Origin of the sequence: uncultured Bacteroides sp., assembly GCF_902491285.1 — a bacterium.
Taxonomy (GTDB): Bacteria; Bacteroidota; Bacteroidia; order Bacteroidales; family Bacteroidaceae; genus Bacteroides.
Genome location: NZ_CABUHK010000116.1, coordinates 1 through 12,411, shown reverse-complemented (window position 1 = coordinate 12,411; position 12,411 = coordinate 1). Strand labels below are relative to the sequence as shown.

The 12,411-nt window shown below is 44.1% G+C and carries 8 protein-coding genes; 2 read left to right on the top strand and 6 right to left on the bottom strand.

The window, feature by feature from the left end:
• Window positions 1-55: 55 nt before the first annotated feature.
• Both RDN93_RS20255 and dapF read right to left on the bottom strand, forming a co-directional pair.
• Window positions 56-1,288: an LL-diaminopimelate aminotransferase gene (locus tag RDN93_RS20255; protein ID WP_308747167.1), complete on the bottom strand. Its 1,233-nt coding sequence runs from the start codon at window positions 1,286-1,288 to the stop codon at window positions 56-58.
• A 37-nt stretch (window positions 1,289-1,325) separates the two neighbouring features.
• A complete protein-coding gene (gene dapF / locus RDN93_RS20250; RefSeq protein WP_308747166.1) occupies window positions 1,326-2,138 on the bottom strand; it encodes a diaminopimelate epimerase in 813 nt (270 codons plus the stop codon).
• Window positions 2,139-2,453: 315 nt separating this feature from the next.
• Between dapF and RDN93_RS20245 the strand changes: the two genes are divergently transcribed.
• On the top strand, window positions 2,454-2,750 hold the full coding sequence (locus RDN93_RS20245) for a thioredoxin family protein (RefSeq protein WP_308747165.1): 297 nt from the start codon (window positions 2,454-2,456) through the stop codon (window positions 2,748-2,750).
• A 91-nt stretch (window positions 2,751-2,841) separates the two neighbouring features.
• Here RDN93_RS20245 and RDN93_RS20240 read toward each other — a convergent pair whose 3' ends face one another.
• The 4 genes from RDN93_RS20240 to gltB form a co-directional block, all read right to left on the bottom strand.
• Window positions 2,842-3,600, bottom strand: a complete 759-nt coding sequence (locus RDN93_RS20240; protein ID WP_308747164.1) for a glycerophosphodiester phosphodiesterase family protein — start codon at window positions 3,598-3,600, stop codon at window positions 2,842-2,844.
• Window positions 3,601-3,772: 172 nt separating this feature from the next.
• Entirely contained in the window at window positions 3,773-5,440 is a 1,668-nt protein-coding gene (gene asnB / locus RDN93_RS20235) for an asparagine synthase B (RefSeq protein WP_308747163.1), read from the bottom strand.
• A gap of 4 nt (window positions 5,441-5,444) precedes the next feature.
• Window positions 5,445-6,791 carry a glutamate synthase subunit beta gene (locus RDN93_RS20230; protein WP_308747162.1) on the bottom strand — a complete coding sequence of 449 codons (1,347 nt, stop codon included), beginning with the start codon at window positions 6,789-6,791 and terminating at the stop codon, window positions 5,445-5,447.
• Between the two features lie 69 nt (window positions 6,792-6,860).
• Window positions 6,861-11,408, bottom strand: coding sequence for a glutamate synthase large subunit (gene gltB / locus RDN93_RS20225; RefSeq protein ID WP_308747161.1), 4,548 nt, complete (start codon window positions 11,406-11,408; stop codon window positions 6,861-6,863).
• 362 nt (window positions 11,409-11,770) lie between these two features.
• On the opposite strand from gltB, the gene RDN93_RS20220 reads away from it, so the two are divergent.
• On the top strand, window positions 11,771-12,411 hold a 641-nt coding region (locus tag RDN93_RS20220; RefSeq protein WP_308747160.1), incomplete at its 3' end, for a class II glutamine amidotransferase.

Genomic DNA, 12,411 nt, shown 5'->3' with positions numbered 1-12,411 from the left:
AAGTTAGAAAAATGTGGATGTACGGTCCATGTATATAGTAGCGCGCGAAATACTATCAGAGCCAGTTTTTTATTCTTCTCATAGCTTCAATACAGTCGTTGCGTTCACCAAAAGCGGTTAGGCGGATATATCCCTCGCCACTTGGTCCGAAGCCCACACCGGGAGTGCCGACAACATTGGCTTCATACAACATCTGTTCAAAGAATCGCCATGAGGATAGGCCATTCGGAGTTTTCACCCATAAATAGGGCGCGTTCACTCCACCGTAAACTTTCAATCCGGTAGCTTCCAGTCCTTCCTTCATGATTTTTGCGTTGGTCATATAATAGTTAATCGTTTCTTTAATCTGTGCCTTGCCTTCCGCACTGTAAACAGCTTCCGCAGCCCGTTGGGTGATGTAGGAAGTACCGTTGAACTTGGTGCACTGGCGGCGGTTCCATAATCTGTTGAGCGGGATGCGGTCGCCTTCCAACGTTGCGGCAGTAAGCTCTTTCGGTACTACCGTGTATCCGCAACGTACTCCGGTGAATCCTGCTGTCTTTGAGAAGCTACGGAATTCAATGGCACATTTCTTCGCCCCTTTAATTTCGTAGATAGAGTGGGGGACGTTTTCGTCCTGGATATATGCTTCATATGCGGCATCAAACAGGATTAACGTGTCGTTTGCCAAAGCATAGTTCACCCATTTCTTCAGTTCCGGTTTGGTTAGTGTTGTGCCGGTTGGGTTGTTCGGATAGCAGAGATAGACAATATCTATTCGTTTGTCCGGGATTTCAGGAATGAAGTTGTTTTCACTCGTACAGGGCATATATGTGACGTTGCTCCATTTGCCCGTTTCCTCTTCCAATACTCCGGCACGTCCGCACATGACATTGCTGTCTATATATACCGGATAGATGGGGTCTGTAACGCCTACGCTATTGTCATGGCGAAGAATATCACCAATGTTCCCGGTATCGCTTTTTGCCCCGTCGCTGACAAATATCTCGGAAGCGGAAAAGTGAATCCCGCGTGGGGCAAAATCATTCTTTATAATTGCTTCAATCAAAAAATCATATCCCTGTTCAGGGCCATATCCGCGGAATGTATCCTTACTGGCAAGTTCTTCTACCGCTTTGTGCATTGCTTCGGTACAGGCTTTGGGAAGTGGCTGAGTTACATCGCCGATACCTAGCCGGATGATGTCCTGTTTGGGATGCGTTATCCTGAACGTATTTACCTTTTTCGCTATATCCGAGAACAAGTAACTGCCCGGTAATTTCAAAAAATGTTCGTTTACTAATGCCATATTGTTATTGTTTTAAGTTTCTATACAGTATTCATTTTCAACTCTCAACTTCTTCAATTTCCCCATCGAAGACTTTGGTTGCCGGTCCCGTCATCAATATATGTCCCGATGCTTCATCCCATTCAACGATGACTGTGCCGCCGTCCATTATTATATTGCTTTTTCTTCCTGCAAGCCCGTTGATGAAGGCGGCTACTGCTGTGGCGCAAGCGCCTGTCCCGCAAGCTTGGGTAATTCCTGAACCTCTTTCCCAAACTCTCATCCGTATGGTGTCTTTGCCGACAATTTGTGCAAACTCTACATTTGTTCTATCAGGGAAAAGATGATAATTCTCCAGTTCAGGACCGATTTCCGGTAAATTAATTCGGGTAATATCATCCACAAAAGTAACTAGATGAGGATTTCCCATTGATACTTTAGTTGACCGGAAAGGATACTTCTCTTCAAAATGAACTTCTCCTGTTTCCAACGGACGGCCCATATCTACTGTAACTGCGGTAACTGTTTTCCCTTCTACGTGAAGTTTCAGTATTTTAATTCCCGACAATGTATCCAGTGTGATTTCTGTTTTATCGGTTAGGCCGTATTCATATACATATTTGCCTACGCAACGGCTTCCGTTGCCACACATCATGGCTTCCGAACCGTCTGCATTGAAAATACGCATACTGAAATCAGCCTTATCAGAGTTTCCAATCAAAATGAGTCCGTCACTTCCAATTCCTGTATGAAACTTGCTCCATTTGATTGCTTTCTTTTCAGGGGCTGCTACCGGACATTTGGTGATGTCTACGTATATGTAGTCATTTCCCGCTCCATGCATTTTTGTGAACTTGATTTTGGTTGTCATTTTGCTTTTTATTTATCTCTTGTTATATCCTTTTGTTTTATAACGTTGCAAAGATATGACTTTTTGGTTTGTATTTTATATGAAAGTATATCTAATCTCTATTTGTTTTTAGGAAACTTTCAATCGTTTTCTATATATGCTATCTAAGTTTTAAAATGAAATAATATGGCGGTTGATTCTTTGAAATTATTATTTAACAGATGTGTCTTGCATATTCTTCCATAATATATGAAGTTTTTTGAGGTGTTTTCTCATGATAGAACCTTTTTCTATATTCATTGTTCTACCACATACAATATTATAATATAGAAGATTATGGATATACAAAAACAACTAGAAGTGGCAGCAAGAACCAACCATTTAGTTTTGGTTGTATTCTATGCGGATTGGTCGCCTCATTATGAGTGGATAGGCCCTGTACTCCGTACTTACGAAAAGAGAACGGTAGAATTGATAAGAGTGAATGCAGAAGAAAGCAGAGTAGTGGCTGATGCACATAATGTAGAGACTGTACCTGCTTTTCTTTTATTGCATAAAGGGCATGAACTGTGGCGGCAGGTAGGAGAACTGACGGTGGAAGAGCTGAAAGATGTATTAGATGATTTCAAATAATGATACTGCCTGATATATTTTTATGTAAAAACGTGGATGAAATGAGTGTTGATGCCCACTTTATCCACGCTGTTTGTATCTGAAGACCGGTTTATTTTAAGATTTCCTGCAAGACAACCGGTTCATTGGTAGTGATGAAGTCTACTTTATTTTCAATCAGCCATTTCATGTCCTCTGCTTCGTCCACTGTCCATACATTAACTTTCAGGCCAAGGTCATGAGCTTCTTTAATCCATTCGGGGTGTTTCTTTATCACTCCCATGTGATAGTCAAGTCCGGCAGCACCAAGTTCTTTCAATTCTTTTGGAGATAATTCACCATTCAGATAAAATACCGGAGTTCCGGCAGGTGCCAGGCGGATAAATTCTTTCATAGCATGCAGAGAGAAAGTGATATATTCCATTCGGTTTTCCAATCCCATACTCTTTACCATAGCAAGAATTTCCTGTACGGCTTTTGTCTCACGTTTCTTGGTGCTATGCGCTTTAAGCTCAAGTATCAATTTGGCATTGCATTTTTTTCCTGCTTCCAGATATTGCTTTAAACTAGGCAAGTTTTCTCCGTTGGAGAGTTTCAGTCCGGTCAGTGCATCCCCTTTGGAATATTCCATTGGCCGCATTTTATAAACGGGGTCATGGTTGACAACCAACTTGTTGTCTTTGGCAATCCATACGTCAAATTCTGAACCGTAGCAGCCGATGGAATCTGCTTTTTGAAGTGCGGTTATACTGTTTTGTGATGAACCCGGAGTTTTCCAAAAACCACGGTGGGCAATTACTTTTGTCTGTGCCTGCATACAGCAAGTAGTTACTAAAAGGGCAGAAGCCATCATCATTTTCTTTAAATTCATTTGTTTGGTCTTTAAAAGGTTTAATAGATTAATTGGGTTTGGCTTCAAAATTATAAAAAAGAAAACGCAAATCAGACAATAATGTGCTAATCTGCGTTAATCCTTGGAATTTTAGAATAGAAATGCTACAAAAGAGTAACAGAAATAATCCATTCTATTACTTTTTGACGAGTTAAGTATAGGCTTCTTCATGTATTCCTTTTACTGCGCGTCCGCTTGGCTCGTTCAGATTTTTGAAGGCAATATCCCATGCCAGCGCTTCTGCTGTAGAGCAGGCTACACTAGGAACACTCGGTACGCAGCGGGCCGCACTTTCGCTGGGGAAATGCTCTTCAAAGATGCTGCGGTAATAATATTCTTCCTTATTTTGTGGAGTATTGATTGGGAAACGTTCGGCTGCGTGTGTCATTTGTTCGTCACTTACCGCAGCGGTGGTTATTTCTTTCAATGTATCAATCCAGGAATATCCTACACCGTCACTGAATTGCTCTTTCTGTCTCCATGCCACGCTTTCCGGCAGCATATCGGCGAAAGCCTCACGTACGATTTTCTTTTCAATTTCTTTTCCGGGACACATTTTGGCTTTCGGATTCAGCGTCATTGCTACATCAAGAAACTCTTTATCGAGGAAGGGGACACGTCCCTCTACACCCCAGGCCGATAAACTTTTGTTGGCTCGGAGACAATCATACATATGTAGTTTCGATAGTTTACGTACTGTTTCTTCGTGGAATGCCTGTGGAGTAGGGGCTTTGTGAAAATAGAGATAACCACCGAAAACTTCATCGGCACCTTCACCGCTCAACACCATCTTGATACCCATGGACTTGATGACACGTGCCAATAGATACATAGGAGTGGAAGCCCGCACGGTGGTTACATCATATGTTTCGATAAAATAGATAACGTCACGGATTGCATCCAGCCCTTCCTGCACGGTGTAGTTTATTTCGTGATGTACCGTACCTATATATTCAGCGACCTCACGCGCTTTTATCAGGTCGGGTGCACCTTTCAAACCGATGGCGAAAGAATGAAGTTGCGGCCACCATGCATCACTTGCTCCGTCTGTTTCTATACGTTTGGCTGCATATTTCTTCGCAATGGCGGAAATGACAGAACTGTCCAGGCCACCGGAAAGAAGTACTCCGTAAGGTACATCACTCATTAACTGACGATGAACGGCATCTTCCAATGCTTTTTTCACATCGTCGGCTTTCGCATCGTTATCTTTTACTGTTTCATATTCTGTCCAGCTACGTGAATACCATCGTTTCATTTTTCCTTCTTTACTGTAATAGTAATGTCCCGGAAGGAATAATTCGTATTCATCGCAAAATCCCTCAAGAGCTTTCAGTTCGCTGCCGAAGTAGATTTTTCCGTCTTTGTCTTTACCTATATATAAAGGTATGACGCCGATAGGGTCACGGGCAATCAGGAACTCATCTTTCTCTTCGTCATAAAGGACAAAGGCAAAGATACCGCTGATATCTTCCAGGAAATGGATACCTTTATCTTTATAAAGGGCAAGAATAACCTCGCAATCACTGCCTGTTTGAAAATCATATTTCCCGGCATATTTTGCACGAATATCGCGGTGGTTGTAGATTTCACCGTTTACGGCGAGCACCTGTTTACGGTCGGGCGAGTATAAGGGTTGCCCGCCACTTTGCGGGTCGACAATAGAAAGACGTTCGTGTGCCAGGATGGCACTTCCGCCTACATAGATTCCGCTCCAGTCCGGCCCGCGATGACGGATTTTCTGAGCCATTTTCAGTGCTTTATCTCTTAGCTCCTTGGTTTGGGCTTTTATGTTGAGTATACCTGCTATTCCACACATAACTTTAATTTTTAGTCATTAAATAAGCATCTATCTCTGTGGCGGCTTTCCGTCCGCCTGCCATGGCGCGTACTACCAAACTGGCTCCGGTAGCTGCATCTCCGGCAAGAAATACATTATCGGCAAATTGCGGTTGCTCCGGTTTCAAGAATCCCATAGCCAACAATACCATATCCGCCTCTATTACCTCTTTTTTTCCGGTAGGTTTCATTGTCGGGCGTTCACCGTTTGTTGCCGGAACCCATTCCACCTCTTCTACTTCTACGCCTGTCACTTTTCCATTCTTTCCGAGGAACTGGTTGGAAGTCAGGCACCAACGGCGTGTGCAACCTTCTTCGTGGCTGGAAGTCGTTTTGAAGACTATCGGCCATTGCGGCCACGGAGTAGCCGGATTATGTCCCACAGGTGGTTTGGGCATGATTTCAATTTGAGTTACACTAATGGCTCCCTGGCGCACGCTGGTTCCGATACAATCGGACCCCGTATCTCCACCACCGATGACAAGCACCTTTTTTCCTTTGGCATTCACTAATTTATCTTTTGGGAAAGTCTGCCCTGCCAAAATCCTGTTTTGTTGAGCCAGCATTTCGAGGGCAAAATGGATACCTTTCAATTCTCTTCCCGGAATGCTTAAATCGCGTGCTGTCGGTGTTCCTGTGCAGATACAATAAGCATCGAATCCTTCCGGCAAGTGATTGACATCAATTTCTACTCCCATTTCAAACTTTACTCCTTCCGCAACTAATATATTCATGCGGCGGTCAATCACATTCTTATCCAGTTTGAAGTTGGGGATGCCGAAGCGGAGCAGTCCGCCGGGAGCTTCGTCCTTATCGAATAATGTAACACTGTATCCTTTCAGATTCAACTGGTTCGCTACAACCAGTCCGGCAGGCCCCGCACCAATAACCGCTACTTTTTTCCCGTTTCTTTTCGGGTTTTGTACCTGTATATATCCTTCGCGGAAAGCTGCTTCAACAATGGCCGCTTCGTTTTCACGAATCGTCACAGGTTGGTCGCATGACAGTTTTAGCACACAGGATTTTTCACAGAGGGCAGGACAGATACGTCCTGTAAATTCTGGAAAATCACAAGTAGATGACAGGATTTCGTATGCCTCTTTCCATTTTCCTTTGAATAATGCATCCTGCCATTCCGGTTGTTTATTCCCTATCGGGCATGCCCAGTGGCAGAACGGTACGCCACAATCCATGCAGCGGGAAGCCTGCAACTTACGGCTGTTTGTATTCAACGTTTGTTCTACCTGACTGTAATCAGTGATTCGTTCGCTTACAGGGCGGTATCCCGCTTCCTGCCGGGGTATATTTAAAAAAGCTCTAGGGTCTCCCATATTCTTTTTAAGTTTTTAAGTTTAATTTTAGTCATAGAAAACTGGTTCCGGTACCTTGCCGGTTGATGGTTAATAGTCTCTTTGCATATCTGCAATTTTCTGTTGTAACTTTCTCATCTGTTCTTCCTGCAATACTTTTTTGTATTCGATGGGTACTACCTGGATGAATTGATCTACATAATGATTCCAGTCATCAAGCATTGTTCGTGCCAGTTTGGAACCTGTGTACAGGTAGTGTTGACGAATCAGTTCGTGTAATTCTTTCCGGTAGCTTGCCTCTTCGATAAGGGATAATTCCACCATCTCCATATTACAAAAATAATCGAAGTTATCGTCTTTGTTCCATACATAGGCTACACCGCCACTCATACCGGCAGCAAAGTTACGTCCGGTCTGCCCGAGGACTACGACGCGTCCGCCGGTCATATATTCGCAACAGTGGTCGCCTACACCTTCCACTACAGCGATGGCACCCGAGTTGCGTACAGCGAAACGTTCTCCTACACGTCCGTTGATATACACTTCACCACTTGTGGCACCATAAAGCAATGTATTACCTGCAATAGTATTCCTGTCAGCTTCGAAGTTACTACGGATAGGGGGAAGTACGGCAATACGTCCTCCACTCAGCCCTTTACCCAAATAATCGTTCGCTTCACCTTCCAGTTTGAAGTTGACGCCCGGTACAAGGAAAGCACCGAAAGACTGGCCTGCCGAGCCTTTGAATTTCACATTCAGCGTGTGCTCCGGCAATCCCTTGGCACCATGTTTCTTCGCGATAACTCCTGAAAGCATGGCGCCTATTGCCCGGTCTGTATTTGCGATCGTATATTCCAGGGAGATTTCTTTCTCGTGTTCAATAGCATCTTGAGCGGCATCAATGATAGCCACATCCTTTACAGCAGAGATTCCATGATCCTGGTCGGTGACATGACGAATGGCAGCAACGTTATCAATACGTGCCAGTATCTTGGTGAAATCAATTAACGCATGCTTCGGATTCTGGTCATCTGCTCCGGACTTACGTTCAATTAAGTCTGTACGTCCGATAATATCATCCATTCGGGTGAATCCCATTTCGGCCAGATGTTCACGGACTTCCTGCGCCAGGAATGTGAAGAAGTTGACTAAATATTCACTGCGTCCATGGAAACGTTTACGTAACTCCTCATTCTGTGTGGCAACTCCCACAGGACAAGTATTCTGATGACATTTACGCATCATCACACAACCTAATACAATCAGTGCAGAAGTGGCAAAACCATACTCTTCGGCTCCCATCAATGCCATTAAGATAATATCCCGTCCGGTTTTCAATTGTCCGTCAGCTTGCAGAACCACCTGACCACGGAGTCCGTTCAATACCAATGTCTGCTGTGTCTCGCTCAATCCCAGTTCGGGAGAGATACCCGCATAACGGATAGAAGAAGCGGGAGAGGCTCCCGTACCCCCTTCGGCACCGGAAATAACGATTAAGTCCGCTTTTGCCTTTGCCACACCCGCGGCAATCGTGCCTACACCACTTTCCGCAACCAGTTTTACGCTAATTTTGGCTTGTGGATTCACGTTTTTCAAATCGAAGATCAATTGAGCCAAATCCTCAATCGAATAAATATCGTGATGGGGCGGGGGAGAAATCAGAGAAATTCCTGGAATAGAGTGGCGTGTCTTGGCAATTACGTCGTTTACTTTGAATCCTGGAAGTTGTCCGCCTTCACCCGGTTTTGCTCCTTGGGCTATCTTAATCTGAATCTCGTCTGCATTGACCAAGTATTCCGCCGTTACACCAAAACGTCCCGAAGCAACCTGCTTGATTGCACTTCGCAAAGAAGTGCCGTCCGGTAGCGGCTGAAAACGGGAAGCGTCTTCACCGCCCTCACCGGTATTACTGCGTCCGTGAATCTTATTCATGGCGATAGCCATTGCCTCATGAGCCTCTTTGCTGATAGAGCCGAAAGACATGGCTCCCGTAACAAAACGGTGCAGGATATTCTCTACCGGCTCTACCTGGTCGATAGAAATCGGATTGCGGTGGAATCCCAGGAAATCACGCAGGAAGATAGGTTTCTCCTTTTCATCTACCATGTGGGTATATTCTTTGAATTTCTTATAACTGCCCAGTCGGGTAGCTAATTGTAGCGTACTGATTGTTTCGGGATTCCATGCATGCTTTTCTCCGTCTTTGCGGAAAGAATATAACCCTTTGTTCGGCAATAAGCCGCTGACTTTTTCGGCAAAGCCTTCTTCGTGGAAAGCAATGGCATCTCTGGCAATCTCTTCCAACCGGATACCGCCAATCGGTGAACTGAGTCCCCCGAAATAAGCCTTGCTTAACTCTTCGCTCAAACCGACAGCTTCGAAAATCTTTGCACCGCGGTATGAACGGATGGTAGAGATACCCATCTTACTCATTATCTTGAATAAACCTTTGCAGATGGACTTGATATAATTTTTCTCGGCTGTAGCATAGTCCAATTGTATATCTCTGTCTTTCACCAATTTGTCAAGCACTGCAAATGCCATATACGGATTCAATGCGCTCGCTCCGAAACCAAGTAATAAGGCTGCGTGCATCACTTCGCGTATCTCGCCGCTTTCTACTACCAGTGCAGTCTGAACGCGTTTGCCTACGGAAACCAGGTGATGATGAACAGCGCTTACTGCTAAGAGAGACGGGATTACTGCATGGTCGGCATCCACATCACGGTCACTCAGAATGATATAGTTCACGCCTTCCGTCACGGATTCTTCCGCCATTTTGCATAGTTCGCTTAGTGCTTCCTGAAGGCCGGCCTTTCCTTTCTTTACTTCAAAAAGCATTGGAAGCTTTACAGTCTTAAAACCTTTATAACGGATATTACATAGAATATCCAATTGGGTATTGCTTAGAATCGGATGGTTCAGACGCACCATCTTGCAGTGGCTTTCGCTCGGTGTCAGAATGTTCATGCCGACAGCACCGATATATTCCGTCAATGACATCACCAGTTCCTCGCGTAGCGGGTCGATCGGTGGATTCGTCACTTGGGCGAATTGCTGGCGGAAATAATTGTAAAGCAATTGCGGTTTGTCCGAAAGCACTGCCAAAGGAGTATCGTTACCCATTGAATGAATTGGCTCTGCGCCGGTGCTGGCCATGGGCATAATCAGTTTTTCGATGTCCTCTTTTGAATAGCCGAAAGTACGGAGCATCCGGTCGTAGTTCTCTACATGATGAGGCACTTTGCGTCCGCTTTTCAATTCGTCCAGTTCGATACGGTTGGTAGACAGCCATGTGCGGTAAGGCTTAGCTTCCGCCAGTTGTTTTTTCAGTTCACCATCGTAATATATTTCGCCCTTTTCCGTGTCAACCAATAGAATCTTACCCGGTTGCAGCCGTCCTTTTTCTTTAATATCTCCCGGTTCGAAATCCATTACGCCGACTTCCGAAGCAACCACCATCATGTCATTTTTCGTAATCAGGTAACGGGCGGGACGCAGGCCGTTACGGTCGAGCATACCACCGGCAAAACGTCCGTCGCTGAACAGCAGGGCGGCAGGTCCGTCCCAAGGTTCCATTAGTATAGAGTGGTATTCATAAAAAGACTTCAAATCTTCACTGATGGGATTTTTCTCATTGAAAGACTCCGGTACAAGCATTGCCATTGCGTGAGGCAGGCTCAATCCCGACATTACTAAAAATTCCAAGACATTATCCAGTGAAGCACTGTCACTCATACCCGGCTGTATAATAGGACGAATTTCTTTTATATCTCCGAGAGTGGGAGAGGATAGTACACTTTCGCGGGCTTCCATCCAGCCGCGGTTACCGCGAATCGTATTGATTTCGCCATTGTGTGCCAGAAGACGGAAAGGCTGTGCCAATCCCCATGTCGGGAACGTGTTGGTACTGAAGCGGGAATGTACCAAAGCCAGTCCGCTGGTAAAGTAACTATTTGTCAGGTCGGGATAATAGTTGCGTAGCTGTAATGACGAAAGCATACCTTTATATATAATGCTTTTTGTGGAGAGCGAAACAATATAAAAGTCCTCTTTTGTCGGAATGGCTGACATCCGGATTTTATTTTCGATTCTCTTACGGATTAGATATAGCTTGCGGTCGGCGGTCTCTGTTTCCGTAAATCCGGTGACAAACATCTGTTTGATATCCGGCTCATTAGCCAAAGCTGCTTCTCCTAGGATTTCCGGGCAGGTCGGGACGTTTCGCAGATGCATCAGCGTAAGTCCTTCCTTTTCGATTTCTTCGATGATGATACTCAAAATAGCTGACTGGTCTTTTTCATTTTTGGGCAGAAAAAGCAGACCGGTACCATAACGTCCCTTTTCCGGAACGGGAATACCTTGTAATAGAATAAACTCATGCGGGATTTGTAACATAATGCCTGCACCGTCTCCGGTCTTGTTGTCCGCACCCTCGGCGCCACGGTGGCGCATGTTCTCCAATACCTTTAAAGCCGACTCAACAATGTCGTGTGACTTTTCTCCGTGAATGTTTACCAGCATACCAACACCGCAGGCATCGTGTTCGTATGCCGCTTCGTACAAGCCCGTCTGTTTGGACTGTCGTTGGTAAGGGAATCCTTCTGTTTCGTTGTTAAAAAGTTCTTGTTTCTTCATTCTTACTAGCTTTATTGTATGATAATACCTATTTGATGTATCAAAATGTTTGGCAAAAATAAATATTTAATTTCATAATGATAGTAAAATGTTACCTTTCTGTGACACGAAAAACAAAGTCTGTTCTTTATTCTTTTAATTTGTAATTAAAATCATTTGAATAGCTTTTAATTTGTTAGCTTGCTATCTATTATTTGAAAGTGATTGTAATTTGTTTCTTTTTGAGATAAAAAGATTGTATTATTTAACGTTTTGATGTGTTTGTAACTTTTTTATGCGTTTCTGTCAAATAAATATCGAAATTATTATCTTTATGTTATTTGGAATGTGTATATTTGCAGCCGAAATAAAAATATCATAATATGTGTGGAATAGTAGGCTATATTGGTAAAAGAAAAGCCTACCCCATCCTTATAAAAGGGTTGAAACGATTAGAGTATCGTGGATATGACAGCGCAGGGGTAGCATTAATCAGTGATAACCAACAGTTGAATGTGTATAAGACGAAAGGGAAAGTCTCCGAACTCGAAAATTTCGTCACACAGAAAGATATTTCCGGTACAATCGGAATTGCCCATACCCGTTGGGCCACTCACGGGGAACCTTGTTCAGCTAATGCCCATCCTCATTACTCTTCTTCCGAAAAACTCGCTCTCATTCATAACGGTATCATTGAAAACTACGCCGTCCTCAAAGAAAAACTTCAAGCCAAAGGCTACATTTTTAAAAGCAGTACAGATACCGAAGTCCTCGTTCAATTAATAGAATACATGAAAGTTACCAATCAGGTTAGTTTGCTGGCCGCCGTTCAGTTGGCACTGGGAGAGGTGATTGGTGCTTATGCGATTGCCGTTCTTGATAAAGAGCATCCGGATGAGATTATCGCAGCCCGTAAAAGCAGCCCGTTGGTGGTGGGTATTGGAGAAGATGAATTTTTTCTAGCTTCGGATGCCACTCCGATTGTAGAATATACAGATAAGGTGGTTTATCTGGAAGACGGAGA

Coding starts and splice junctions, on each gene's coding strand:
- RDN93_RS20245 (WP_308747165.1), top strand. CDS start 2,454: ATGGATATACAAAAACAACTAGAAGTGGCAGCAAGAACCAACCATTTA.
- asnB (WP_308747163.1), bottom strand. CDS start 5,440: ATGTGTGGAATAGCAGGTATACTCAACATAAAAGCCCAAACCAAGGAG.
- dapF (WP_308747166.1), bottom strand. CDS start 2,138: ATGACAACCAAAATCAAGTTCACAAAAATGCATGGAGCGGGAAATGAC.
- RDN93_RS20230 (WP_308747162.1), bottom strand. CDS start 6,791: ATGGGAGACCCTAGAGCTTTTTTAAATATACCCCGGCAGGAAGCGGGA.
- gltB (WP_308747161.1), bottom strand. CDS start 11,408: ATGAAGAAACAAGAACTTTTTAACAACGAAACAGAAGGATTCCCTTAC.
- RDN93_RS20240 (WP_308747164.1), bottom strand. CDS start 3,600: ATGAATTTAAAGAAAATGATGATGGCTTCTGCCCTTTTAGTAACTACT.
- RDN93_RS20255 (WP_308747167.1), bottom strand. CDS start 1,288: ATGGCATTAGTAAACGAACATTTTTTGAAATTACCGGGCAGTTACTTG.